Genomic DNA, 24,283 nt, shown 5'->3' with positions numbered 1-24,283 from the left:
AAAACCGCTGGCCCGTGCCCCGGGCGGCCCGCAAGGATACGTGGATGACCGTCACCGCACCGCCCGCCTCCGGCGTCCGCCACGACTGGGCCGAGCTCCCGGCCTCCGTGCGCCGCGCCGTCGAGGACATCCTGGGCTCACCCGTCACGGAGGCCCGCAGCCAGAACGGCGGCTTCTCGCCCGGCGTCGCCGCACGGGTCAGGCTCGCCGACGGCGGCCGGGCGTTCGTCAAGGCGGTGAGCGCCGAGGTGAACGCCGGAGCCCCGGACCTGCACCGCGCCGAGGCCCGCCACACCGCCGCACTCCCGCCGCACGCCCCGGTGCCCCGGCTGCTCGGCTCGTACGACGACGGCACCCGCGTCGCGCTCGTCCTGGAGGACATCGAGGGCCGCCAGCCCGCCGTCCCCTGGGACCGGGGCGAACTGGACCGCGTCCTGGACGCGGTCGACGCACTCGGCCGCTCGCTCACCCCGGCGCCGATCGACGCGCCCCCCGTCACGCTGCGTGACGCCTCGATGTTCACCGGCTGGCGGACCCTGTACGCGGCAGGGGGCGACGCCGGCCTCGGCCCCTGGGCCGCGCGCCACCTCGGCGCACTGGCGGAACTGGAGTCCGGCTGGGCGGCAGCGGCCGACGGCGACAGCCTCGCCCACGCAGACCTGCGCGCCGACAACATCCTGCTCACCGAGGACCGGGTCGTCTTCGTCGACTGGCCGCACGCGGTGCGCGCCGCGCCCTGGTTCGACCTGCTGGCGATGCTGCCGTGCGTCGCGGCGCAGGGCGGACCCGACCCGGAGGCCGTCTTCACGGCCCACCCGCTCGGCCGCGACGCCGACCCGGCAGCGGTCACCGCCGTGCTCGCCGCCCTGGCCGGCTACTTCGTGGCGCACTCGCTGCGGCCCGCCCCGCCGGGCCTGCCCACGCTCCGGGCCTTCCAGGCGGCCCAGGGCGCCGCCGCGCTGGACTGGCTACGGAACAGGCCCGATCACCGGCTCGGTTAGGGCCGCTCGTTTGGATCATGCCGGGCTCGCGGTGTCCGGCACGCACATCTGCGGCGTTGCCGTCGGTCGCCAATGCTCCGCATTCACTCCCTCCTCCGCCTCGCAGCCGCACGCATCGGACACCGCTCCCTGATCCGGCCTGATCCAAACGGAAGACCCCAGCCGGGCCGCCGCCACCAGGGCCGCCATCACCCGCACGTCGTCGCCCATCTCCGGATGCCACTGCACCCCGAGGACCCAGCCGGGGCCCGGCAGCTCCACGGCCTCCACCGTGCCGTCCGCCGCGTGCGCCGACGCCACCAGGCCCGCGCCCAGCCGGTCCACGGCCTGGTGGTGATAGGTGGGCACGGCGCAGTCGCCGGGGACCACGGATGCGTACCGCGTCCCCGGCACCGCCGTCACCGTGTGCGTGCCGAACACCCCCGTCGCCCCGCCGGGACCGGTGTGCCCGTCCAGATGCTGCGTCAGCGTGCCGCCCAGGACCGTGTTCAGCAGCTGCATCCCCCGGCAGATCCCGAGCACCGGGGTGCCGGACTCCAGCGCCGCCCCGATCAGGGCTCCCTCCCAGGCGTCCCGCTCCGGCGCGGGCGGCCCGGTCCGGGGATCGCGCCCGGCCCCGTACCGCGCCGGGTCCACATCCGGCCCGCCCACGACCACCAGCGCGTCGAGCCGCGCCACCACCGACGCCGCCAGCTCCGGCGCGTCCGGCGGAAGCAGGGCGGCGAGGCCGCCGGCCTCACGGACCAGACGGCTGTACCCGGCGGGCAGCAGGGTCGCGGGCAGATCCCACAGGCCCCAGCGCGCCGAATCCACCAGATAGGTACTGATCCCGATCAGCGGGCGGTTCATCGGATCTCCCTCTCGCACGGCACGCGGAACACGTGGGCACCGTATCCAAATCCCTTGCCCTGCCCATAGATTTGGATCAGCTGACCATAGATCTGGATCATCTGCCGGCCCGCGAGGAGAGGATCCATCCGTGTCCGACCGAACAGCCCCGCTCGCCGACGAGGAACTGCGGCTCCTCGTCGACAGCGGTGAGATCGACACCGTGGTGCTGGCCTTCCCCGACATGCAGGGGCGGCTCCAGGGCAAACGCTTCGCCGCCTCCTTCTTCCTCGACGAGGTCGTGCCGCACGGCACCGAGGGCTGCAACTACCTCCTGGCCGTCGACACCGAGATGAACACCGTCGACGGCTACGCCATGTCCTCCTGGGACCGGGGCTACGGCGACTTCGCCATGCTCCCCGACCTCACCACCCTGCGCAGGGTGCCCTGGAACGAGAGCACCGCGATGGTCACCGCCGACCTCGCCTGGAGCGACGGCTCACCCGTCCTCGCCGCGCCCCGCCAGATACTGCGCCGCCAGCTGGCCCGCCTCGCCGAGCACGGCTACACCGCACACGCGGGCACCGAGCTCGAGTTCATCGTCTTCAAGGACACCTACGAACAGGCCTGGGACCGAGGCTACCGAGGCCTGACCCCGGCCAACCAGTACAACGTCGACTACTCCGTCCTCGGCACCGGCCGCGTCGAACCCCTGCTGCGCCGCATCCGCAACGAGATGGCCGGCGCGGGCCTCACCGTCGAGTCGGCCAAGGGCGAGTGCAACCCCGGCCAGCACGAGATCGTGTTCCGCTACGACGAGGCCCTGGTCACCTGCGACCAGCACGCCGTCTACAAGACGGGCGCCAAGGAGATCGCCGCGCAGGAAGGCGTCGCGCTCACCTTCATGGCCAAGTTCAACGAGCGCGAGGGCAACTCCTGCCACATCCACCTCTCGCTCCGGTCCACCGACGACCCCGGCCGCAGCGTCATGGCTGCCGAGGACGGCGCGATGTCCCCGGTGATGCGGCACTTCCTCGCCGGGCAGCTCGCGGCCCTGCGCGACTTCTCGCTCCTGTACGCCCCGAACATCAACTCCTACAAGCGCTTCCAGCCCGGCTCCTTCGCCCCGACCGCCGTCGCCTGGGGCGCCGACAACCGGACCTGCGCGCTCCGGGTCGTCGGCCACGGCCGGTCCCTGCGCTTCGAGAACCGGGTCCCCGGCGGCGACGTCAACCCCTACCTCGCCGTCGCCGGACTCGTAGCCGCAGGCCTGTACGGCATCGAGCACGGTCTCGAACTGCCCGAGCCCTGCGAGGGGAACGCGTACACCGCCGCCTACGACCACGTGCCCACGACCCTGCGCGAGGCCGCCGGACTCTGGGAGCACAGCGAGATCGCGAAGGCCGCCTTCGGCGACGAGACCGTCGCGCACTACGCCAACATGGCGCGCGTCGAACTCGACGCCTTCGACGCGGCGGTCACCGACTGGGAGATCAAGCGCTCCTTCGAACGTCTGTGAGGACTTCCTTGACCCGTGAGCACCAGGTACTGAACCCGGCGACCGAGGAACTCGTCGCCACCGTGCCGGCCACCACCGCGGCCGAGGTGGACGCCGCCGTCACCCGGGCGGCCGCCGCCCAGCGGACCTGGTCGGCGCTCGCCCCCGCCGACCGGGCCCGGCTGCTGCGCCGCTTCGCCGCCGCCGTGGACGGCCGGACCGAGGAACTGGCCCGGCTGGAGGTCCGCGAGGCGGGCCACACCATCTCCAACGCCCGCTGGGAGGCGGGCAACGTCCGCGATCTGCTCGACTTCGCCGCCGGGGGAGTGGAACGGCTGAGCGGCCGGCAGATCCCCGTGCCCGGCGGCATCGACATCACCCTGCTCGAACCCCTCGGCGTCATCGGCGTGATCGCACCGTGGAACTTCCCCATGCCGATCGCCGCCTGGGGCCTCGCCCCCGCCCTCGCGGCGGGCAACGCCGTCCTCCTCAAGCCCGCCGAGACCACTCCGCTCACCGCGCTCCGGCTCGCCGCCCTGGCCCTGGAGGCAGGCCTGCCCGAACACCTCTTCCAGGTCCTGCCGGGCGCGGGCGACGAGGCGGGCAGCGCACTGGTCGAGCACCCCGGCGTCGCCAAGATCGTCTTCACCGGCTCCACCCGGGTCGGCAAGCAGATCATGGCCAAGTGCGCCGAGCACGTGAAGCGGATCACCCTCGAACTCGGCGGCAAGAGCCCCAACATCGTCTTCGCCGACGCCGACATCGAAGCCGCCGCGGCCGCCGCCCCGATGTCGTTCCTGGACAACGCGGGCCAGGACTGCTGCGCCCGCACCCGGATCCTCGTCCAGCGGTCCGCGTACGACCGCTTCCTGGAACTGCTCGCCCCGGCCGTCGCCGCCGTCGTCGTGGGCGACCCGTCCGACGAGAAGACGCAGATGGGCCCGCTCATCTCGCGCACCCAGCTGGACCGGGTGCGCTCGCTCGTCCCGGAGGGGGCGGCCGCCGTCCGGGGCAGCGCGCCCGAGGGCGCCGGCTTCTGGTTCCCGCCGACCGTCCTCACCGACGCACCCGCCGACTCGCCCGTCGCCACCGAAGAGGTGTTCGGGCCCGTCGCGGTCGTGCTGCCCTTCGAGGACGAGGCGGACGCCGTCCGGCTCGCCAACGCGACGCGCTACGGCCTCGCGGGCTCCCTCTGGACCCGCGACGTGGGACGCGCGCTACGCGTCTCGCAGGCCGTCCGGGCGGGAAACCTGTCCGTCAACTCCCACTCCGCGGTCCGCTACTGGACCCCGTTCGGCGGGTACAAACAGTCCGGCCTCGGCCGTGAACTCGGCCCCGACGCCCTCACCGCCTTCACCGAAACCAAGAACGTCTTCCTCAGTACGGAGGCCTGAACCGGCATGACCACGGACAACGGGAACATCTGCCGCCGCCTCGTCGGCCGCACCGCCGTCATCACCGGCGCCGGCAGCGGCATCGGGCTCGCCACCGCCCACCGGCTCGCCTCCGAGGGCGCGCACGTGGTCTGCGGCGATGTCGACGAGACCGCCGGCAAGGCGGCCGCCGAAGCGGTCGGCGGCACCTTCGTACAGGTCGACGTCACCGATCCCGGACAGGTCGAGGCCCTGTTCGCGGCGGCGCACGACACCTACGGCTCCGTCGACGTCGCCTTCAACAACGCCGGCATCTCGCCGCCCGACGACGACTCCATCCTCACCACGGGCCTGGAGGCCTGGAAGCGCGTCCAGGACGTCAACCTCACCTCCGTCTACCTGTGCTGCAAGGCGGCCCTGCCCTACATGCGGCGCCAGGGGCGCGGCTCGATCATCAACACCGCCTCGTTCGTCGCCAGGATGGGCGCGGCGACCTCCCAGATCTCGTACACCGCCTCCAAGGGCGGGGTGCTCGCGATGTCCCGTGAACTGGGCGTCCAGTTCGCCCGCGAGGGCATCCGGGTCAACGCCCTGTGCCCGGGGCCGGTCAACACCCCGCTGCTGCGGGAGCTGTTCGCCAAGGACCCGGAGCGCGCGGCCCGCCGGCTGGTGCACATCCCGCTCGGCCGGTTCGCCGAGGCGACCGAGATCGCGGCCGCCGTCGCCTTCCTGGCGAGCGACGACTCCTCCTTCGTCAACGCCACCGACTTCCTCGTCGACGGCGGAATCTCCGGCGCCTACGTCACGCCCCTGTAGGCCCCGGTCCCACCGCGTCCTCGCCGGTGACGGGCTCGCGACGCACCCGTTGGCGAGCCCCGCCGGGGCCGCACGCATCCGTCCGCCCCTCCCCGGTCCTCGTCTACGGTGGAGAGCGTGGCTTCATCCCCCGGTCCCCTCGGCGACTTCCTCCAGGCACGGCGGGCCCTCGTGCGGCCCGAACAGGTGGGGCTCACGGCCTCGCCCCGCCGCCGGCTGCCGGGATTGCGCCGCGAAGAGGTCGCCGCGCTCGCCGGGATCTCCGCCGCGTACTACCTGCGCCTGGAGCGGGGCCGGGACCGGCACCCGTCCCCGGGGGTGGTCGACGAGCTCGCCCGGGTCCTGCGGCTCGGCACCGACGCCCGCGCACGGCTGCACGCCCTCGCCCTCGGCGGCCACACGCACCCGGCGCCGCATGCCCCGGAGACCGTTCCCGAGCCCGTACGCCGACTCGTGCTCAGCCGCACCGACACCCCCGCGTTCGTCCAGGGCCGCTACCACGACGTCCTCGTCGCCAACCCCCTGGCCACCGCGCTCTCGCCCAGCTACCGCAGCGGCGTCAACCTGCTGCGCGCCGCCTTCCTCGGCGACCGGGTCCGCAGGCTCCACGACGACTGGGACCGCACCGCCGCCTCCGTCGTCGCCTCCCTGCGAGCCCGGACGGGCCCCGCACCCACCGATCCGCGCTTCGTCGAGCTCATCACGGAACTCCGCTCGGGGAGCGAGGAGTTCAGGCTGCTGTGGGACCGGCACGACGTGCGCCAGCGCACCGCGGGCGGCACCCGGCTGCGCCACCCCGCCCTCGGGGTGCTCGACCTCGCGTACGAGAAGCTGACCGTCCTGCCCGACGAGGGACAGCTCCTCGTGATCTACCACGCCGCGCCCGGCAGCCGGGAGGCCGCGCTGCTCGCCTCGCTCACCGCCGCCCCGCGCTCCGAGGAGTCCTCCGCGTGACCGCCCCCTCGCCCGCCCTCGGCGCGTTCCTGCGTACCCGCCGCGACGCGCTCACCCCCGGCCGCGCCGGAGTGGAGCCGGGGACCGGGCGCCGCCGGGTACCGGGGCTGCGCCGCGAGGAACTGGCCGGGCTCGCCGGGATGAGCGTCGACTACTACACCCGCATCGAACAGGGCCGGGACCGCAATCCCTCGCCCGAGATCCTCGACGCGCTGGCCCGCGCCCTGCGGCTCGACCCCGCCGCAACCCGCCACCTGCACCGCCTCGCCGGGCACCTGCCCCCCGACGACCCGGCAGGCCCCGGTGACGCGGCCGGCCGGCTCCCCGCCGGACTGCGGCAACTGCTCACCGTCTGGAGCGACGTCCCGGCCGTCGTGCAGAACGCCTACCTCGACGTACTCGCCGCCACTCCGCCCGCCACCGCCCTCGCCCCGTTCTACCGTCCGGGCGTCAACCTGTTGCGCGCTGCCTTCCTCGGCGACAGCGTCCGCCGCCGTTACCGCAACGCCCCCGAGCTCCTCGCCCGCGCCGTCGCCTCACTGCGCGCCTTCGCCGACCGGGCCCCCGACGACCCGCGCCTGCGCGCCCTGCGCGACGAACTCATCGCGGCCTCGGCGCAGTTCCGCACGCTCTGGGAGCGGTACGACGTGAGCCCGCCGCCCGGCGGCACCGTGGAGATCGACCACCCGGCCGTTGGCCCGCTGAGCCTGGAGTACCAGCGCTTCGCCGTCCCCGGCCTGCCCGGCACGCTGCTCGTCGTCCACACCGCCGCCCCCGGCACCCCGTCCGCCGCCGCGCTGGAGTGCCTGGTGCGCGAGCTGCCGGCGCCGTCCTGAGCACCCTGCCCGCTCACCGGGCTCAGCCTGCGATCAGCTCCGCGGCCGTACGCCACAGCCGCTCCGCGTTCTCCGGGTCGAGGGCGTACGGGGCGACGCCACCCGATCCCAGGGCGCCGCTGCCCTCGACCACCGGGGAGGGCGCGCAGTCCTCGAAGTACTGGCCCCCCACACCCGCCAGCAGGGGCGACGCGGCCAGCAGGACACTGGTCGCCGCACCCTGGGAGACCGTCTTGCGCAGGTGCTCGGGGGTGCGCAGGCCACCGGTGTGCTGCTGGAGGTTGGTGGCGATGGCACCGGGATTGAGGGCGTTGGCACGGATGCCCTCCCTGGCCCAGCGTCGGTCCGCGCCGACGGCGAGCAGGATGTCGGCGGTCTTCGACTGCGCGTACGCCGACCAGGGATCGTACGGCCGGAACCGGTAGTCGAGGTCGTCGAAGATCACCGGTGACATGAGGTGCGCCAGAGAGCTGACGGAGACGATCCGGGCGTCACCTGCGGCCGCGAGGGCCGGATACAGACCGAGGGTGAGTGCGAAGTGGCCCAGGTAGTTCGTGGCGAACTGGAGCTCGTGGCCCTCGGGGGTGCGCCTCAGCTCGGGGAGCGCCATGATCCCCGCGTTGTTGACGAGCATGTGCAGCGGGCCGGTCCAGGCCTCGGTGAAGGCGGCGACGGAACGCGGGTCGGCGAGGTCGAGAGAGCGCGCGGTGACGTGCGGGTTCCCCGTCGTGCGGCTGATCTCCGCGGCGGCGTCGGCGGCCGCGTCGGGCCGGCGGGCCGCGAGGACCACCTCGGCGCCCGCGGCTGCCAGCGCACGGGCCGTCTCCACGCCCAGGCCGGACGTGGCTCCCGTGACGACGGCCCGCCTGCCGGTCAGCGAGACGCCCTCGATGACGTCGTCGGTGGTGGAGGAGAAGCCGTAGGGGGTCTGAAGGGGCTGGTTCATGAAGGTGTTCCCTCTGGTCGCGGTTCGGAAGCGGGCAACCGGGCGGCTCAGCCGCCGACCGCCTGCTCCGACACGTCCCACAGCCGCGCGGCGGACTCCGGATCGATCGCGTGCGGTGCGACGCCGACCGGCTCCGCCGCCTGCCCGACGAGCGCGGGGTCGATGACGGGCGCCTCGGCCGAGTTCTGGAAGTACCGCCCGCTGACGCCGTCGAGCAGCGGGGACGCCGCCACCAGGACCGAAGTGGCCGCGCCCTGGTCAGCGCTGCGCCACGGGTAACCGTCGTAGACCGCGCGGGCCTCGTCCGACATGTCCTCGCCGAACGCGTGCTTCTGGAGCGGCGACTTGATCCCGCCCGGCATGAGCGCGTTGGCGGTGATGCCGTCCGCCGCCCAGCGCTTTCCGGCCTCGGCCGCGAAGAGGACGACGGCCGACTTCGACTGGCCGTAGGCGAGGAGAGGGTCGTACGGCCGCTCGCGGAAGTTGATGTCGTCGAACACGACCGGGCTGCCCAGATGAGCGGTCGAGCTGACCACCGCGATCCTGCCGCCCCCGGCGGCGAGGGCGAAGTGCCCGAGGTGGTTGGTGGCGAACTGGCGCTCCCAGCCGTCGGCGTCGCGGTCCGGATCCGGGAGCGCCATGATTCCGGCGTTGTTGACCAGCATGTGCAGCGGGCCCTGCCAGGCGCTGACCAGGCCGTGCACCGAGGCGGGGGCGCTGAGGTCGAGCGCGATTGCCGTCACGGCCCGGTTGCCGGTGTCCGCCGTGATGCCGGCAGCCACCTCACGGGCCCGGGCCAGGCCCCGGGCGGCGATCACGACCCGGGCACCGGCTCGGGCCAGCGCTCGGGCGGTCGCGCTCCCGACCCCGGAGGAGCCACCGGTCACCAGCGCGGTGCGACCGTGCAGACCGACCCCCGCGAGCACCTCGTCGGCGGTGGACTCGCGGTTGAAGGGGGTGGTGAGAAGAGCCATCGGACATCCCTGGAGTCGTACGGTGAACGTGCTCCTCCACCATGCGCCGGGGCCACGGGGCGGGCCAGTGCTCCCCCGAGAGGGGCAGCGCCAGGGCCCGGCGGGAATAAACTGGCTCCCACCACTCGCGTCGTCCGCCCCCGGGTCTCCCCGCGCGTGCCAGGCGCCGCCGCCCCGACGGCGCATCCCCGACACGTCTTGGAGCGTGGCGATGAGCAACGCGACACCGCCCGGCTGGTACCCGGACACGGCCGCACCGGGTTACGAGCGGTGGTGGGACGGTACGGCATGGACCGCCCACACCCGCCCGTACGCCACCGCGACGCAGCCGTACGGGCCCGCCGTGCCGTCCGCGGCCCCCGCCGGGCCCGGCCCGGGAAGCGGCGGTGGGAGCGGCCGGATCATCGCACTCGTGGTGGCCGCAGCGGTGGTGATCGGCGCCGCGGTGACCGGAGCCGTCCTGCTCGGCAGGGACGACGACGCGAAGCGGCCGCAGGCCCGTTCGAGCAGCTCCCCATCCGCAGACAGCGCGACCGCCACCGACCCCGCACCGGACACCTCGTCGGACGGTCCCGAGGACGACAGCGACCCGGCCGTCCTGGTGGACCAGCTCAACGGCATCACCCTGCCGATCCCCGAGGGCTGGGAGAAGCCCGAGAGCACCGTGGAGCAGGTGCTCACCATGCGTACGGCCCGCTCCTACAACTGCCCCGGCAGCTCTGCCGACTTCTGCTACCACGGCACGGTGACCACGCGGACACCCAACGCGGCGGACGCCGACACCGCCGAGCGCCTCGCCAGGGAGGACATAGCCGACGCCGCGGACGCCGCGTACGAGAAGAACGCCGTCGGCACCCGGATCCACGGCGGCATCACGTCCCACAAGCAGCTCGCGGCCGCCTCGGTGAGCGTGGCGGGACGCACCGGGTACCTGGTGCGCTGGCGGGTCGTCACCGGGAAGGGCCCCGGCGGATACGTGCAGTCGCTCGCCTTCCCGTCGAGCGTCGGCAGCGAGTCGCTCGTCGTCGTGCGCTACGCCTTCGACGCCGGCCCCGACGGGCCGCCGCTCTCCCTCATGGACACCCTCACCAAGGGCATCCGGCCCATCGGTGACAGCGCGACGAGCGGCGGCGTCGGCAGCTCCGTGGCCCCCTGACACCGCCCCCGGCTCAGAGGAAGGTGCGGCCCTCGCCCCGGTACGTCGGCACCGTCGCCGTGATCCGGTCACCCTCGATCAGCTGCAACTCGTCGAACCGCTCGCACAGTTCACCGGCCTTCGCATGCCGGAACCACACCTTGTCACCGATCAGCAGATCGTCGGCCGGGGCGCCGAGCAACGGGGTCTGCACCTCACCCGGCCCCTCCTGCGGGTCGTAGCGCAGCCCCTCCGGCAGGTACGGGACCGGCAGCCGGTCCGGCCCGGCCGCACCCGACGCCGGGTAGCCGCCACCGAGCACCGTCACCACGCCCACCCCGGGCCGCCGCACCACCGGCTGGGCGAACAGGGCCGCCGGACGGGCCGTGAACGAGGTGTAGTTGTCGAACAGCCGGGGCACGTAGAGCCCCGAACCGGCCGCGATCTCCGTCACCGCGTGCTCCGCGGCGGTGTGCTGCACACTGCCGGTGCCGCCGCCGTTCACGAACTCCAGATCCGGCGCCACCGCCCGCACCGCCCGCACCACCTCGGCCCGGCGGACCGCCAGCTCACGGCGGGCCGATGCCTGCATCAGCCGGATCGCCCGGGACCGCAGCGGCCGCCCCGCGACCGAATCGCCGACCCCGGCGATATGGCCCTCGTACGCCATGAGACCCACCAGCCGGAAACCGGGCCTGCGGGCCACGGACCGGGCCAGCTCGGCCAGTTGGGCGGGGGAGCGCAGCGGTGAGCGCAGCGCCCCGATCCTGACCCGGCCGCCGAGCATCCGCAGCGAGGTGTCCAGCTCCAGACAGACCCGGATCTCCTCGGTGCCCCCGGCGCGTGCCGCGTCGATGAGCTCCAGCTGCGCGTGGTCGTCCACCATCACCGTCACGGCGGCGGCCGGCTTCGGGTCCGAGGCGAGTTCCGCGAACGCCGGCCGGTCGGCCGAGGGATAGGCGAGCAGCACGTCATCGAAACCGGCCCGCGCCAGCCACAGCGACTCGGCCAGCGTGAACGACATGATCCCGGCGAAGCCGGGCCGTGCGAGCACCCGCTCCAGCAGCGCACGGCAGCGCACCGACTTGCTCGCCACGCGGACCGGCTTCCCGGCCGCACGGCGTACCAGGTCGTCGGCGTTGGCGTCGAACGCCGCCAGATCGACGACGGCGATCGGGGCATCGAGATGTGCGGTGGCCCGGTTGTAGCGGGTCCGGTCAGCGGCGCGGGCAGTCATGGCCGCAGCTTGCCAGACACCTGTACCGCTGGGTAGGGGGATGATCTGCGCAGATCGGTCCGGCGCCCGGCGGCCCGCTCCCATCAGGGGCGCCGCAGCCCGTAGAGTGACGGGCACGCGGCGCGCAACGAGCCTGCCTGTGGCGGCGATCCGCGTGCGGTACGGACGGACCAGGGGGGCTGATGAGTACCGAGGCGCAGCGCGCTCCCGTCCCGCCACGCCCGGCCGCTCCGCCGGACGGGCGGGTACCCACGCCTCCCGGCCCCGCCGAACCCGAGCCCTCCGCACCGGCACCCTCCGCCGCAGGGCCGGCCCCCGCGCAGGCACCCCGTCCCGGGCCGCCCGCCGTGGAGTCGACCGTCCGGCTCCGGCCCGTGCCCCCGGCCCCGCCGCGTCCGGCAGTACCCCCCGTCACCCCGGCCGTCCCGCCGCGCCCCGCGACGCCGCCCGCGGCGACCCGGCGCCGCCCGGTCGGCGCGGTGGACCTCGGCGCACCGCCCGGGTGGCCCGACGGCCCCGCGACGTCGCCCGCCCACCGGCCGCCGTACCACTTCCCGCCGGCCGAGACGCCCGCCGAGACCACCACCAGGCTCCGCCCGGTGCGGAACCGGAGCCCCTTCAGGACCGCGGCCGCCGCCGTCTGCGTCGTGCTCGGGCTCGGCCTGATCGGCGGCGCGGCCACCGGCAGCTGGCTGATCAGCGACTCCTCGGCCGATCCGGCGGCCCACAGCACCTACACCGTGGGCCGCGCCGCCTGGCACAGCGTGCCCGTGGACACCCTCTTCCCGCGCACCCTCAAGGGGGACGGCGCCGGGCCCGGCGGCTCCGACCGGGTCTGGACCAGGCTCGCCGTCGCCCCCGACAGCGGCTGCACGAGCGCGCTGGACCCGCTGCTGCTCAAGACGCTCCGCCCGGCCGGCTGCGCCCGGCTGCTGCGCGCCACGTACACGGACGCGACATCGAGCAGCGTGACCACCGTCGGGCTGGTCTTCGCCGAGGGCGACACCGACGCCATGCGCGCGCTGAACACCCGGTTCACCGATCAGCACCTGGACGGACGCACCGACCTGATGCCCCGCGCGTACCCCGTCAAGGGCACCCCGGCCGCCGGGTTCGGCGACAAGCAGCGCGCCAGCTGGAGCGTGCACGTCCTGACCGAGGTACCCGTCGTGGTGTTCGCGGTCTCCGGTTTCGCCGACGGACGCACGGTCCCCGTACCGCAGCCCGCCGCCAAGGCCATGGCGGCGCACGCCACGACGGCGGCCGCCCAGGCCGGGCTCGGCCACGAGGCCAAGGGGCTGGCCGACCTGGTAGAACGCGGCCTGCGCGGGACCGTCACCGACCTCACAAAGAAGCCGGAGTGAGCCCAGTGCCCAAAGCGAGCCGCCGCGCCCGCCGGCGCCGTGCCGTCGGCGCGGTCTGCGCCGCCACCGCACTCGCGCTGCTGCCCGCGTCACCGGCACGGGCCGACACCATCAGGGCCCAGCAGTGGGGCCTGGACGCACTGCACACCGACCGGGCCTGGCAGACCACACGCGGCAAGGGCATCACCGTCGCCGTCGTCGACACCGGGGTGGACGGCAGCCTGCCCGACCTGGCGGGCCAGGTACTGCCCGGCAAGGACATGATCGGCTTCGGCGCCGAACGGGGCGACCGGTCCTGGGCACGGCACGGCACCGCGATGGCCGGGATCATCGCCGGCCGGGGCCACGGGGCGGACGACGCCGACGGGGTGCTCGGTATCGCACCGCAGGCGAAGATCCTCCCGGTCCGGGTCATCCTGGAGGCCGGCGACCCGGACCGGGCCAAGGCCCGCAAGTCCCGGGGCACGGCGCTCGCGGACGGCATCCGCTGGGCCGCCGACCACGGAGCCGACGTCATCAACCTCTCCCTGGGCGACGACAGCGAGTCGGCCCACCCGGAGCCGGGCGAGGACGCGGCCGTCCAGTACGCGCTGAAGAAGGGCGCGGTCCTGGTCGCGTCGTCGGGCAACGGGGGCGAGAAGGGCGACCACATCTCCTACCCCGCCGCCTACCCGGGAGTGATCGCGGTCGCCGCGGTCGACCGGTACGGCACCCACGCCGCGTTCTCCACCCGCCGCTGGTACGCCGCCGTGAGCGCACCCGGCGTCGACATCGTCGTCCCCGCCCCCGACCGGCAGTACTACGTGGAGTGGGGCACCTCGGCGGCCTCGGCCTTCGTCTCCGGCGCGGCCGCGCTGGTCCGTGCCGCCCACCCCGGTCTCACGCCCGCCCAGATCAAGCAGCTCCTCACGGACACCGCCCGCAGCTCCCCCTCCGGCGGCCGGGACGACTCCCGGGGCTACGGCATGGTCGACCCGGCCGCGGCGATCGAGGCGGGCGCCAAGCTCCGTCCGGCCGGTCTGCGTCCGGACGCCACCGCGGCGGGCTACCGCGAGAAGTACTTCGGATCCGGCCCCACCGCGGCCCGGGGGGACGACGGCCCGGCCGGCTGGCTGGCCCCGGTCGCGGGCGGCCTCGGCGCTCTCCTGCTCGCACTGGCCGTGGTGCTGTGGCGCGGCCGCAACGGCCGGCCGCTGTTCCCGCGCCGCTGACAGCCGGGAACCGGCCGGGTCCGACCTGTCGGAGGGACGGCGACGGCCAGGCACTACGCTCGCCCTGTGGCGCAGAAGAACATTCCGGACCCCGGATACTCCGACGACGACGGCACGGCCGACCCCGCCCTGAGCTCGGCACTGGCCGCCTGGGCCGAGAACCGCGAGGCCGTCGGCCCGGTGCTCGAAGCCCTCAGGGCGGCCCGGCTGCTGGTCCCCGTGGTGGCCGTGCTCGGTGAGGTGGAGGAGGACGGGAACGGGCTGCGCCGGGAGAAGACGAGCGACATGGCCGTCCCCACCCTCCAGGCCGGCGACCGCCGCGCCCTGCCGGCCTTCACCTCCACCGCCTCGCTGGCCCGCTGGGACCCGCAGGCCCGCCCCGTCGCCGTACCCCTGCACCAGGCGCTCCAGGCAGCCGTGCACGAGAAGGCGGACACCCTGGTGCTCGACCTCGCGGGTCCGGTGGCCTTCGAGGTGACCGGCTCCGCCCTGCTGGCCCTCGCGGAGGGCCGCACCAGCACCGATCCGCTGGACGACCCCGCCGTCACCTCGGCGGTACGTGACGCCGTGGCCGCCGAACCCGCGGTGCTCCGCGCCCACCTCGGTCCGGGCCACGCCGACGGCACCCTCGCCCTGGTGCTGGCGGCGGACGCCGACCCCGCCGAGGCGGCGGGCCGGGTCGCGCGGTCGCTGGCGGCCAGCGAGGTGCTGCGGGCCCGGCTGGTGCGCGGCCTGGACCTCGCGCTGCTCCCGGCCGACGTGAACGCACCGGGTGACGCCCTGTTCACCCGCTGATCACCCCACCGGCTCAACGCGCGCGAAGGCGCCCGGAGTCGGAGAATTGCGGAGAAATCAACCGTTCTTCGCGAGGTGGTTGTATGCAGACGCGTACGGCAGCATCGGAGTTCCTGGGCACCCTCCTGCTGGTCTTCTTCGCCGTCGGATCAGCGGTACTCGGTGTCCAGTACATCGGGACCGTCGGAATCGCGCTCGCCTTCGGCTTCGTCCTCATGGCGCTGGCCTATGCCTTCGGCCCGATATCCGGCTGTCATCTCAACCCCGCGGTGACGATCGGGATGCTCGCGGCCCGGCGGATCGACGTACGGACCGCGGTGACGTACTGGATCGCGCAGCTGCTCGGCGGCATCGCCGGCGCGGCCCTGCTGTTCCTGCTGGCCAAGCAGGTGCCGGGACTGAAGACCCACGGGAAGTTCGGCAGCAACGGCTACGGTGACCGCTCCGACGTGCACATCAATCTCGGCGGCGCGTTCCTGGCCGAGGTGATGCTCACGTTCCTGCTGGTCTTCGTCGTGCTTGCGGTGACCCACAAGGTCGCGGTCATCGGCTTCGACGGTCTGGCCATCGGCGTCGCGCTCGCGGTGATCCACCTGGTCGGCATCCCGCTCACCGGCACCTCGGTCAACCCGGCGCGCAGCCTGGGCCCGGCCCTGTTCGCCGGGGGCCCGGCGCTCTCCCAGCTGTGGCTCTTCCTGGTGGCACCGCTGATCGGCGGAGTGATCGCGGCGTTCGCGATCAAGCTGACCCACCCGGTCCAGCCCCGGCCCGAACTCGACCTCGACCGGGCCTGACCGCCCGCACGCGACGAGCCCCCGCCCGGAAGGAAGGGCGGGGGCTCAGGGTCGTAAGGAGCAGGAAGGGGTGAGAGGGTGTGCGGCTCAGCCGAAGACCGGTCCGGTGTACTTCTCGCCGGGGCCCTGGCCCGGCTCGTCCGGTACCAGCGAGGCCTCGCGGAAGGCCAGCTGGAGCGACTTCAGGCCGTCGCGCAGCGGAGCCGCGTGGAAGGAGCTGATCTCGGTGGTACTGGCGTCCAGCAGGCCGGCCAGCGCGTGGATCAGCTTGCGGGCCTCGTCGAGGTCCTTGTGCTCGTCGCCGTCCTCGGTCAGCCCGAGTTTCACGGCGGCGGCGCTCATCAGGTTGACCGCGACCGTGACGATCACCTCGACCGCAGGCACCTCCGCGATGTCGCGGGCCATTTCGTCGAAGCCGGGGGAGTCAGTGGTGGGGGTCGCGTCGCTCATGCCCCATACGATAGGCCCACGCCGGGCCCGGCCCCTCTGCGGGAGGGCCTGCGACGACCGGTTAGCGCCCGCCCGGCCGAGCTGCTAACCTTGTGTAACGACCGGCTGGGCATCTATGTGCCCGGCCCACAAGTGGAGGCTCCGATCTCCCACCTGACCGTCCTCAGGACGGCGGGTCACCGGTCAGGTGGCGCCCATCGTTCCGTACGGACGATGGAGCCGCCCGATGCGCCCCGCGGTTGACCGCGGCGGTGTTCCGGTTTTCCAGGAGCCCCGCCTGTGTCCCGTCCGGGGCATTTTTCTTGCCCACGCAACGGTTGGTCTGTCGAAACAGACGTTACGTGGCTGTCCGCCAGGCGGCCGCGTGGTGCTACCGAGGAGGATCCATCAGCGCCGAGCCCCGCATCAACGACCGGATTCGCGTACCCGAGGTGCGACTTGTCGGTCCCAGCGGCGAGCAGGTCGGGATTGTCCCGCTTGCCAAGGCCCTGGAACTTGCACAGGAGTACGACCTCGACCTGGTCGAGGTGGCGGCTACCGCCCGTCCGCCCGTGTGCAAGCTCATGGACTACGGGAAGTTCAAGTACGAGTCGGCCATGAAGGCCCGTGAGGCGCGCAAGAACCAGGCGCACACGGTCATCAAGGAGATGAAGCTCCGGCCGAAGATCGACCCGCACGACTATGACACCAAGAAGGGTCACGTCGTCCGGTTCCTCAAGCAGGGCGACAAGGTCAAGATCACGATCATGTTCCGTGGTCGTGAGCAGTCCCGCCCCGAGCTGGGCTTCCGACTGCTCCAGCGTCTCGCTTCGGACGTGGAGGAACTCGGCTTCATCGAGTCCAACCCGAAGCAGGACGGCCGGAACATGATCATGGTTCTTGGCCCGCACAAGAAGAAGACCGAAGCCATGGCCGAGGCCCGCGAGGCCCAGGCCGCCCGCAAGGCGGAGCGTCAGGGGTACACCCCGGACGCCGAGTCCGAGGACGAGGCTGTCGAGGCTCCGGCCGAGGCGTCCTCCGAGGCTCCGGCCGAGACACCCTCCGAGGCGTGACCTGTGGGGGCCGCCATCCAGGCGCCCCCCGGGTCCCCCCGGAATCCCACCAAGATCTGACGCCCCTGCTGCCCGGTGCCCGCACCGGGAGGGGCGCCACTGACGAGGAGAGAACGGCGCGATGCCGAAGAACAAGACGCACAGCGGTGCCAGCAAGCGCTTCAAGATCACCGGCTCCGGCAAGGTGCTCCGCGAGAGGGCCGGCAAGCGCCACCTTCTCGAGCACAAGTCGTCCAAGAAGACCCGCTCGCTGTCCGGCACGGTCGTCGTGGCTCCGGCCGACGCCAAGAAGATCAAGAAGCTTCTCGGCAAGTGAGGCCGTCGCCCCCGGTGAAGCCGGGGGCGCGCCCTCGATCCGACCGGGACCAATTCGTTTCCGGGCCGTGTGAGTACGACCACGGCCCCGCTACAAGGAGTTAACAAGTGGCACGCGTCAAGCGGGCAGTCAACGCCCACAAGAAGCGCCGGGCAATTCTCGAGGCCGCCAGCGGTTACCGCGGTCAGCGCTCGCGCCTGTACCGCAAGGCCAAGGAGCAGGTCACCCACTCCCTGGTCTACAACTACAACGACCGCAAGAAGCGCAAGGGCGACTTCCGTCAGCTGTGGATCCAGCGCATCAACGCCGCTGCCCGCCAGAACGGCATGACGTACAACCGCCTCATCCAGGGTCTGAAGGCCGCCAACATCGAGGTGGACCGCAAGATCCTGGCCGAGCTCGCGGTGAACGACGCCAACGCGTTCGCGACCCTCGTCGAGGTGGCCCAGAAGGCCCTCCCGAGCGACGTCAACGCCCCGAAGGCCGCCTGATTCAGGGCCGCACTTCCTGGTATTGAGCCGGACCCGCAGGCGCTCGCCGTCTGCGGGTCCGGTGCGTTGCGCCCCCCTTCACCACCTGTCACGACCCGCACCTTCGTACGCAGAGAGGCTCGCCGCCGATCATGGGCACCCCCGAACTGATCTCCCCGCGATCGCCACGGGTCGCCGCCGCCCGACGGCTGGCCAGGCGCAACTTCCGCGGCAAGGAGCGCAGGTTCATCGCCGAGGGACCGCAGGCCGTGCGCGAGGCCGCGGGGCACCGGGGCGGTGACGGCGAGGCGACCCTCGTGGAGCTGTTCGCCACCGTCGAGGCCGCCGAGCGGTACGAGTCGATCATCGAGGCCGCCCTCGCGGCGGGCGCCCGGGTGCACCTGGCCGACAGTGAGGTCCTCGCCGATGTGTCGCAGACCGTCACCCCGCAGGGGCTGATCGGCGTCTGCCGCTTCCTCGACTCGCCCTTCGAGTCGGTCCTCGCCGGGCGGCCCAGGCTGGTCGCCGTCCTGGCGAACGTCCGGGACCCCGGGAACGCCGGCACGGTGCTGCGCTGCGCCGACGCGGCGGGCGCCGACGCGGTCGTCCTCACCGACGCCTCGGTCGACCTCTACAACCCCAAGTCCGTGCGCGCGTCGGTCGGTTCGCTCTTCCACCTGCCGGTCGCCGTCGGGATTCCCGTCGAGCAGGCCGTGCAGGGGCTGCGGGACGCGGGGTCTCGGATCCTGGCCGCCGACGGCGCGGGCGAGGACGACCTCGACGACGAGCTCGACGCGGGCACCATGGGCGGCCCCACCGCCTGGGTCTTCGGCAACGAGGCCTGGGGTCTGCCGGAAGAGACCCGGGCCCTGGCCGACGCGGTCGTGCGGGTGCCGATCCACGGCAGGGCGGAGAGCCTCAACCTTGCCACCGCCGCCGCGGTCTGCCTGTACGCCTCCGCGCGCGCCCAGCGCCCGCCCCGCACCACCCGCTGACCCACCCGGACACCACTCGGGGCGACGCAGGGTGTCGCTCCGTCACCGACGACTAGTAGGGTGACGAACTCGGGGGCCCACTGCACCGGTTCGAGAGGTGGGGTACGGGAATATGGCTGTCGGCATGAGCGGACCGCAGGCGACACACGCGCCCGTCGCGCGCCCCGGAGCGGCCCCGGACGGAGCGGCCCCGGACGGGGCACCCGGCGCGGACACCGGACCTGGTGGCCCCCTGCTGGATCCCGACGACCTTCCCGACGGGCTCGTCATCGCGGACGAGACCGGCCGGGTAATCTGCTTCAACGCCGCCGCCGCACGGATCACCGCCGTACCCCGGGCAGCCGCCCTCGGCCGCCCGCTGGAGCACGCCCTGCCGCTGGAGGACCTCAAGGGCCGCCGCTGGTGGGAGCTGACCGATCCGTACGGCGGCCTCGCCACCCGGGTCGGCCAGCCCGAGCGGAATCTGCTGCTGCCCGGCGGCCGCGAGGTCCTCGTCTCCGCCCGCTACGTACGCGAGAGCCCCACCGGGCCCGTCCGCCGCCTTGTGATCAGCCTGCGCGGCACCGAGGCCCGCCGCCGCACCGAGCGCAGCCACGCCGAACTGATCGCCACCGTCGCCCACGAACTGCGCTCGCCGCTGACCTCCGTCAAGGGCTTCACCGCCACGCTGCTGGCCAAGTGGGAGCGGTTCACCGACGACCAGAAGCGGCTGATGCTGGAGACCGTCTACGCGGACGCCAACCGCGTCACCCGGCTGATCACGGAGCTGCTCGACATCTCCCGGATCGACTCGGGGCGGCTGGAGCTGCGCCGCCAGCCCGTGGACCTCTCGGCCGCCGTGGAGCGCCACATCCAGGCACTCACCGCGAACGGCCAGGCACCCGACCGGTTCCTCGTCCGCACCTGCCAGCCGCTGCCCGCCGTCTGGGCGGACCCGGACAAGGTCGACCAGGTCCTCGGCAACCTGCTGGAAAACGCGGTGCGCCACGGCGAGGGAACCGTCACCATCGAGGTGGCACCCGCACCGGCCAAGAGCGACGAGAAGGGAACGGCCGTCACCGTGAGCGACGAAGGCACCGGCATCCCCGAGGAGTCGATGGGCCGCGTCTTCACCCGCTTCTGGCGGGGCAGCAAGCGCGGCGGCACGGGCCTGGGCCTCTACATCGTCAAGGGCATCGTCGAAGCCCACGGCGGCACGATCACGGTCGGCCGAGGCCCGGGGGGCGGCGCCGAGTTCCGATTTATCCTGCCCGTGAGCACGCCGGCCTACATGCAGTAGAAGCGGCCTCGGCGGACCACGGGCGCCCCATACATCCTGTGACCCTTAGACTCGGCCATTGGCACCTTTGTGTCCTCCAGGCGTCGAGCGGGGCCACGGAGGCCCGGGGGTATCCCCCGGTAAGCGCAGTACCAGCCAATCGGAAGTACGGGAAGAGATGTCGGCACCGAACAAGTCGTACGACCCAGTCGAGGTCGAGGCACTGAAACCGGAAGAGATCGAGCGCATCCGGGACGAGGCGTTCGCCGCCTTCGCCGCCGCGGGCGACCTCGACGCGCTCGCCCAGGCGAAGACCGCGCACACCGGTGGTACCTCGCCCCTGTCACTCGCCAACCGCGAGATCGGCGCGCTGCCGCCGCAGGCGAAGGCCGAGGCCGGCAAGCGCGTGGGCCAGGCCCGCGCCGCCGTGGGCAGGGCCCTCGCGGCCCGCCAGACGGAGCTGGAGGCCGAGCGCGACGCCCGGGTCCTGGTCGAGGAGGCGGTGGACGTCACGCTGCCCTACGACCGCACCCCGGCGGGCGCCCGCCACCCGCTCACGACGATCATGGAGCGCGTCGCGGACGTCTTCGTGGCCATGGGCTACGAGATCGCCGAGGGCCCCGAGGCCGAGGCCGAGTGGTTCAACTTCGACGCCCTGAACTTCGTGCCCGACCACCCGGCCCGGCAGATGCAGGACACCTTCTTCGTCGAGGGCGCCGACGGCGCGAAGAACGACGAGTCCGGTGTCGTGCTGCGCACCCACACCTCGCCGGTGCAGGCCCGCACGCTGCTCGACCGCGAGCCCCCCGTCTACGTCGTCTGCCCCGGCCGGGTCTACCGGACCGACGAGCTGGACGCGACGCACACCCCGGTCTTCCACCAGATCGAGCTGCTCGCCGTCGACGAGGGCCTCACCATGGCCGACCTGAAGGGCACCCTCGACCACATGGTCCAGGCGCTCTTCGGCCCGGACATGAAGACCCGGCTTCGGCCGAACTTCTTCCCGTTCACCGAGCCGTCCGCCGAGATGGACATGGTCTGCTACGTCTGCCGGGGCGAGTCCGTCGGCAACCCGGACCGCCCCTGCCGCACCTGCGGCAGCGAGGGCTGGATCGAGCTCGGCGGCTGCGGCATGGTCAACCCCAAGGTGCTCATCGCCTGCGGCGTCGACCCTCAGAAGTACAGCGGATTCGCCTTCGGGTTCGGCATCGAGCGGATGCTGATGTTCCGCCACAACGTAGAAGACATGCGAGACATGGTCGAAGGCGACGTCCGGTTCACCCGGCCCTTCGGGATGGAGATCTGATGCGCGTCCCGCTTTCCTGGCTGCGGGAGTACGTCGACCTGCCTGCCACCGAGACCGGCCGTGACGTACAGGCCAAGCTCGTCGCCGTCGGCCTGGAGGTCGAGACGGTCGAGCAGACCGGCGCCGGCCTCAAGGGCCCGCTGGTCGTCGGAAAGGTGCTCACCATCGAGGAGCTGGAGGGCTTCAAGAAGCCCATCCGCTTCTGCACGGTGGACGTCGGCACCGCAGGGGGCACCTCCCAGGCCGGAGGCTCTGGGGGAGGCACCGGCGAGCCGCAGGAGATCGTCTGCGGCGCCCGTAACTTCGCCGTCGGCGACAAGGTCGTCGTGGTCCTGCCCGGCGCCGTACTGCCCGGCGACTTCGCGATCGCCGCTCGCAAGACGTACGGCAAGACCTCGCACGGCATGATCTGCTCCGGCGACGAGCTGGGCATGGGCGACGACGGCAGCGGCGGCATCATCGTGCTGCCGCCGGAGCACGAGGCCGGCACCGACGCGATCGAGCTGCTCCAGCTCGTCGACGAGGTCCTCGACATCGCCGTCACGCCCGACCGCGGCTACTGCCTCTCGATGCGCGGCGTCGCCCGTGAGACCGCCATCGCCTACGGCCTGCCGCTGCGCGACCCGGCGCTCCTGGACGTGCCCGCGCCGAACGCGTACGGCTACCCGGTCCAGGTCGCGGACCCGATCGGCTGCTCCCGCTTCACCGCGCGCACCGTGGTGGGCCTGCAGCCCGAGGCCCGCTCCCCGATCTGGCTGCAGCGCCGGCTCCAGAAGGCCGGGATGCGGCCGATCTCGCTCGCGGTCGACGTCACCAACTACGTGATGCTCGAACTCGGCCAGCCGCTGCACGCCTACGACCGGACCCGGATCGACGGCCCGATCGGGGTGCGCCGCGCCGAGCGGGGCGAGAAGCTCACCACCCTCGACGGCACCGTCCGCGTGCTGGACGCGGCCGACCTCGTCATCACCGACAACCGGGGGCCGATCGGCCTGGCCGGTGTCATGGGCGGGGCCAACACGGAGATCGCGGACGCCGACGAGGAGACCCGCACCACCGAGGTCGTCATCGAGGCCGCGCACTTCGACGCGATCTCGATCGCCCGCACCGCGCGCCGCCACAAGCTGGCCTCCGAGGCGTCCAAGCGCTTCGAGCGCGGCGTCGACCCGCAGGCCGCCGCCGCTGCCGCCCAGCGCACCGTCGACCTGCTGGTGCTGCTCGCCGGCGGTACCGCCGAGGCGGGCGTCACCGAGGTGACCGCCCCGTCCGGCCCGCGCACCATCACGATGCCGGCCGACCACCCCGACAGGGTCGCCGGTGTCGCCTACGGCCGCGAGACCGTCGTACGCCGCCTCCAGGAGGTCGGCTGCGACGTCTACGGACAGGACGAGCTGCTCGTCACGGCGCCGTCCTGGCGGCCCGACCTGAACGAGCCGAACGACCTGGCCGAAGAGGTCATCAGGCTGGAGGGCTACGAGAACCTCCCGTCCACCCTCCCCACGCCGCCCTCCGGCCGGGGGCTCACCGACCGCCAGCGGCTGCACCGCCGCATCGGCCGGGTGCTCGCCGGGGCCGGCTACGTCGAGGCGCTGAACTACCCGTTCACCGGCGAGGCCGTCCTCGACCAGCTCGGGCTCGACGCGGACGACGACCGCCGTCGCACGGTCAGGCTCGTCAACCCGCTCTCCGACGAGGAGCCCTCGCTGCGCACCACGCTGCTGCCGGGCCTCCTCGGCGCACTGCGGCGCAACGACGGCCGGGGCAGCCACGACCTGGCGCTGTTCGAGACCGGTCTCGTCTTCAGGCCGACCGGCCAGGAGACCAAGCCCGTCCGGCTGCCCGTCGACCGGCGCCCGACCGACGAGGAGATCGCCTCGCTCGACGCGGCGCTCCCGCGTCAGCCGCGCCGCGCCGCGGTCGTCCTCGCGGGCGCCCGCGAGCAGGCCGGCTGGTGGGGCAGGGGCCGTCCCGCCGACTGGGCGGACTCCGTCGAGGCCGCCCGCGCCGTCGCCCGTGAGGCCGGTGTCGACGTCACGGTCCGCGCCGAGCAGCACGCGCCGTGGCACCCGGGCCGCTGTGCCGCGCTGTACGTGCGGGTCGACGGCGAGGAGACGCTCTTCGGGCACGCCGGTGAGCTGCACCCGCGCGTCATCAAGGAGCTCCACCTGCCCGAGCGCACCTGCGCCATGGAGGTCGAGCTCGACGTCCTGGAGCGGGCCGTGGACGGCGCCCTCCAGGCACCCAGGATCTCCACCTTCCCGGTGGCGACCCAGGACGTCGCGCTGGTCGTGGAGCAGGACGTGCCCGCAGCCGACGTGGAGCAGGCGCTTCGTGAGGGCGCGGGCGCACTCCTCGAATCGCTGCGGCTGTTCGACGTCTTCACGGGTGAGCAGATCGGCGGGGGCCGCAAGTCCCTGGCGTACGCGCTGCGGTTCCGTGCCGCGGACCGCACGCTGACCGTCGACGAGGCCACCGCCGCCCGGGACGCCGCGGTGGCGCTGGCCGCCGAGCGCACCGGCGCGGTGCTGCGCGGCGCCTGACGGCTCCGGCACACAGTGAGGAGGGGCGTGTCCGGCCACCGGATGCTGTTGGCGAATGCCCCTTCGTCGTGACGTCGGCCTGATCCATCTCGTTGGTGGGTCAGGCCGACGTTGTGTTTGGGGTGGGCAGATGT

General features: G+C 73.2%; 22 protein-coding genes and 1 pseudogene. 18 read left to right on the top strand and 5 right to left on the bottom strand.

The features are described 5' to 3' along the window. The first annotated feature begins 44 nt into the window (after positions 1 to 44). Entirely contained in the window at positions 45 to 1,001 is a 957-nt protein-coding gene (locus ACGFU6_RS35455; RefSeq protein ID WP_393616674.1) for an aminoglycoside phosphotransferase family protein, read from the top strand. A gap of 162 nt (positions 1,002 to 1,163) precedes the next feature. On the opposite strand, the pseudogene ACGFU6_RS35450 reads toward ACGFU6_RS35455, so the two are convergent. After that, positions 1,164 to 1,850: pseudogene (locus ACGFU6_RS35450) on the bottom strand (gamma-glutamyl-gamma-aminobutyrate hydrolase family protein); the annotation flags it as partial. A 130-nt stretch (positions 1,851 to 1,980) separates the two neighbouring features. Here ACGFU6_RS35450 and ACGFU6_RS35445 point away from each other — a divergent pair. The 5 genes from ACGFU6_RS35445 (at position 1,981) to ACGFU6_RS35425 (ending at position 7,306) form a co-directional block, all read left to right on the top strand. Beyond that, positions 1,981 to 3,348 carry a glutamine synthetase family protein gene (locus ACGFU6_RS35445; RefSeq protein WP_393616673.1) on the top strand — a complete coding sequence of 456 codons (1,368 nt, stop codon included), beginning with the start codon at positions 1,981 to 1,983 and terminating at the stop codon, positions 3,346 to 3,348. A gap of 8 nt (positions 3,349 to 3,356) precedes the next feature. Beyond that, positions 3,357 to 4,721 (top strand): aldehyde dehydrogenase family protein, encoded by a 1,365-nt coding sequence (locus ACGFU6_RS35440; RefSeq protein ID WP_393616672.1) that lies wholly within the window; start codon positions 3,357 to 3,359, stop codon positions 4,719 to 4,721. Between the two features lie 6 nt (positions 4,722 to 4,727). Continuing rightward, a complete protein-coding gene (locus ACGFU6_RS35435) occupies positions 4,728 to 5,516 on the top strand; it encodes a 3-oxoacyl-ACP reductase (protein ID WP_123528197.1) in 789 nt (262 codons plus the stop codon). A gap of 117 nt (positions 5,517 to 5,633) precedes the next feature. Further along, the gene (locus ACGFU6_RS35430; protein ID WP_393616671.1) at positions 5,634 to 6,470 is read left to right on the top strand and encodes a helix-turn-helix transcriptional regulator; all 837 of its coding nucleotides are present in this window, start codon (positions 5,634 to 5,636) and stop codon (positions 6,468 to 6,470) included. Then, a complete protein-coding gene (locus ACGFU6_RS35425; protein ID WP_393616670.1) occupies positions 6,467 to 7,306 on the top strand; it encodes a helix-turn-helix domain-containing protein in 840 nt (279 codons plus the stop codon). Before ACGFU6_RS35430 ends, ACGFU6_RS35425 begins: the two co-directional genes overlap by 4 nt. Positions 7,307 to 7,328: 22 nt before the next feature. Here the strand turns inward: ACGFU6_RS35425 and ACGFU6_RS35420 are convergent, their stop codons facing one another. Both ACGFU6_RS35420 and ACGFU6_RS35415 read right to left on the bottom strand, forming a co-directional pair. Then, the gene (locus tag ACGFU6_RS35420; protein ID WP_393616669.1) at positions 7,329 to 8,252 is read right to left on the bottom strand and encodes an SDR family NAD(P)-dependent oxidoreductase; all 924 of its coding nucleotides are present in this window, start codon (positions 8,250 to 8,252) and stop codon (positions 7,329 to 7,331) included. Between the two features lie 47 nt (positions 8,253 to 8,299). Beyond that, entirely contained in the window at positions 8,300 to 9,226 is a 927-nt protein-coding gene (locus ACGFU6_RS35415) for an SDR family NAD(P)-dependent oxidoreductase (protein WP_393616668.1), read from the bottom strand. Between the two features lie 211 nt (positions 9,227 to 9,437). On the opposite strand from ACGFU6_RS35415, the gene ACGFU6_RS35410 reads away from it, so the two are divergent. After that, positions 9,438 to 10,382, top strand: coding sequence for a DUF2510 domain-containing protein (locus tag ACGFU6_RS35410; RefSeq protein ID WP_393616667.1), 945 nt, complete (start codon positions 9,438 to 9,440; stop codon positions 10,380 to 10,382). A gap of 13 nt (positions 10,383 to 10,395) precedes the next feature. On the opposite strand, the gene ACGFU6_RS35405 is transcribed toward ACGFU6_RS35410, so the two are convergent. Next, positions 10,396 to 11,598, bottom strand: coding sequence for an amino acid deaminase/aldolase (locus tag ACGFU6_RS35405; protein ID WP_393616666.1), 1,203 nt, complete (start codon positions 11,596 to 11,598; stop codon positions 10,396 to 10,398). A gap of 479 nt (positions 11,599 to 12,077) precedes the next feature. Between ACGFU6_RS35405 and ACGFU6_RS35400 the strand changes: the two genes are divergently transcribed. The 4 genes from ACGFU6_RS35400 to ACGFU6_RS35385 all read left to right on the top strand — a co-directional run bounded on the left by ACGFU6_RS35400 (position 12,078) and on the right by ACGFU6_RS35385 (position 15,762). Beyond that, complete coding sequence (locus ACGFU6_RS35400) at positions 12,078 to 12,962, top strand: hypothetical protein (protein ID WP_393616704.1); 885 nt, start codon at positions 12,078 to 12,080, stop codon at positions 12,960 to 12,962. A 5-nt stretch (positions 12,963 to 12,967) separates the two neighbouring features. Next, complete coding sequence (gene mycP, locus ACGFU6_RS35395; protein WP_393616665.1) at positions 12,968 to 14,173, top strand: type VII secretion-associated serine protease mycosin; 1,206 nt, start codon at positions 12,968 to 12,970, stop codon at positions 14,171 to 14,173. A 66-nt stretch (positions 14,174 to 14,239) separates the two neighbouring features. Continuing rightward, the gene (locus ACGFU6_RS35390) at positions 14,240 to 14,968 is read left to right on the top strand and encodes an SseB family protein (RefSeq protein WP_393616664.1); all 729 of its coding nucleotides are present in this window, start codon (positions 14,240 to 14,242) and stop codon (positions 14,966 to 14,968) included. Positions 14,969 to 15,051: 83 nt separating this feature from the next. Continuing rightward, positions 15,052 to 15,762: an MIP family channel protein gene (locus ACGFU6_RS35385; RefSeq protein WP_393616663.1), complete on the top strand. Its 711-nt coding sequence runs from the start codon at positions 15,052 to 15,054 to the stop codon at positions 15,760 to 15,762. 87 nt (positions 15,763 to 15,849) lie between these two features. On the opposite strand, the gene ACGFU6_RS35380 is transcribed toward ACGFU6_RS35385, so the two are convergent. Beyond that, the gene (locus ACGFU6_RS35380) at positions 15,850 to 16,212 is read right to left on the bottom strand and encodes a DUF1844 domain-containing protein (RefSeq protein WP_123528205.1); all 363 of its coding nucleotides are present in this window, start codon (positions 16,210 to 16,212) and stop codon (positions 15,850 to 15,852) included. A gap of 341 nt (positions 16,213 to 16,553) precedes the next feature. Between ACGFU6_RS35380 and infC the strand changes: the two genes are divergently transcribed. The 7 genes from infC to pheT all read left to right on the top strand — a co-directional run bounded on the left by infC (position 16,554) and on the right by pheT (position 24,149). Next, on the top strand, positions 16,554 to 17,264 hold the full coding sequence (gene infC / locus ACGFU6_RS35375) for a translation initiation factor IF-3 (protein WP_393616662.1): 711 nt from the start codon (positions 16,554 to 16,556) through the stop codon (positions 17,262 to 17,264). A gap of 121 nt (positions 17,265 to 17,385) precedes the next feature. Beyond that, positions 17,386 to 17,580, top strand: a complete 195-nt coding sequence (rpmI, locus tag ACGFU6_RS35370) for a 50S ribosomal protein L35 (protein WP_362966116.1) — start codon at positions 17,386 to 17,388, stop codon at positions 17,578 to 17,580. A gap of 107 nt (positions 17,581 to 17,687) precedes the next feature. Beyond that, complete coding sequence (gene rplT, locus ACGFU6_RS35365) at positions 17,688 to 18,071, top strand: 50S ribosomal protein L20 (RefSeq protein ID WP_073737428.1); 384 nt, start codon at positions 17,688 to 17,690, stop codon at positions 18,069 to 18,071. A 131-nt stretch (positions 18,072 to 18,202) separates the two neighbouring features. Continuing rightward, positions 18,203 to 19,045: a TrmH family RNA methyltransferase gene (locus ACGFU6_RS35360; protein WP_393616661.1), complete on the top strand. Its 843-nt coding sequence runs from the start codon at positions 18,203 to 18,205 to the stop codon at positions 19,043 to 19,045. A gap of 112 nt (positions 19,046 to 19,157) precedes the next feature. Continuing rightward, positions 19,158 to 20,324 (top strand): ATP-binding protein, encoded by a 1,167-nt coding sequence (locus ACGFU6_RS35355; protein ID WP_393616660.1) that lies wholly within the window; start codon positions 19,158 to 19,160, stop codon positions 20,322 to 20,324. A 157-nt stretch (positions 20,325 to 20,481) separates the two neighbouring features. Continuing rightward, entirely contained in the window at positions 20,482 to 21,609 is a 1,128-nt protein-coding gene (gene pheS / locus ACGFU6_RS35350; protein ID WP_385285287.1) for a phenylalanine--tRNA ligase subunit alpha, read from the top strand. Continuing rightward, on the top strand, positions 21,609 to 24,149 hold the full coding sequence (gene pheT, locus ACGFU6_RS35345) for a phenylalanine--tRNA ligase subunit beta (RefSeq protein WP_393616659.1): 2,541 nt from the start codon (positions 21,609 to 21,611) through the stop codon (positions 24,147 to 24,149). The genes pheS and pheT overlap by 1 nt, the downstream gene beginning before the upstream one ends. The last annotated feature ends 134 nt before the right edge of the window (positions 24,150 to 24,283 follow it).

Source organism: Streptomyces sp. NPDC048462, assembly GCF_043200175.1.
In the GTDB taxonomy this organism is placed as follows: Bacteria; Actinomycetota; Actinomycetes; order Streptomycetales; family Streptomycetaceae; genus Streptomyces.
The sequence above is the reverse complement of the archived record's forward strand: the minus strand, read 5'-3'. Positions and strand labels throughout refer to the sequence as shown.

Bases quoted from the DNA above. Each gene is read 5' to 3' on its own strand.
- ACGFU6_RS35355 (WP_393616660.1), top strand. From the start codon at position 19,158: ATGGCTGTCGGCATGAGCGGACCGCAGGCGACACACGCGCCCGTCGCG.
- ACGFU6_RS35385 (WP_393616663.1), top strand. From the start codon at position 15,052: ATGCAGACGCGTACGGCAGCATCGGAGTTCCTGGGCACCCTCCTGCTG.
- ACGFU6_RS35415 (WP_393616668.1), bottom strand. From the start codon at position 9,226: ATGGCTCTTCTCACCACCCCCTTCAACCGCGAGTCCACCGCCGACGAG.
- ACGFU6_RS35380 (WP_123528205.1), bottom strand. From the start codon at position 16,212: ATGAGCGACGCGACCCCCACCACTGACTCCCCCGGCTTCGACGAAATG.
- ACGFU6_RS35405 (WP_393616666.1), bottom strand. From the start codon at position 11,598: ATGACTGCCCGCGCCGCTGACCGGACCCGCTACAACCGGGCCACCGCA.
- ACGFU6_RS35435 (WP_123528197.1), top strand. From the start codon at position 4,728: ATGACCACGGACAACGGGAACATCTGCCGCCGCCTCGTCGGCCGCACC.
- ACGFU6_RS35410 (WP_393616667.1), top strand. From the start codon at position 9,438: ATGAGCAACGCGACACCGCCCGGCTGGTACCCGGACACGGCCGCACCG.
- pheS (WP_385285287.1), top strand. From the start codon at position 20,482: ATGTCGGCACCGAACAAGTCGTACGACCCAGTCGAGGTCGAGGCACTG.
- ACGFU6_RS35455 (WP_393616674.1), top strand. From the start codon at position 45: ATGACCGTCACCGCACCGCCCGCCTCCGGCGTCCGCCACGACTGGGCC.
- ACGFU6_RS35420 (WP_393616669.1), bottom strand. From the start codon at position 8,252: ATGAACCAGCCCCTTCAGACCCCCTACGGCTTCTCCTCCACCACCGAC.
- ACGFU6_RS35360 (WP_393616661.1), top strand. From the start codon at position 18,203: ATGGGCACCCCCGAACTGATCTCCCCGCGATCGCCACGGGTCGCCGCC.
- pheT (WP_393616659.1), top strand. From the start codon at position 21,609: ATGCGCGTCCCGCTTTCCTGGCTGCGGGAGTACGTCGACCTGCCTGCC.
- rpmI (WP_362966116.1), top strand. From the start codon at position 17,386: ATGCCGAAGAACAAGACGCACAGCGGTGCCAGCAAGCGCTTCAAGATC.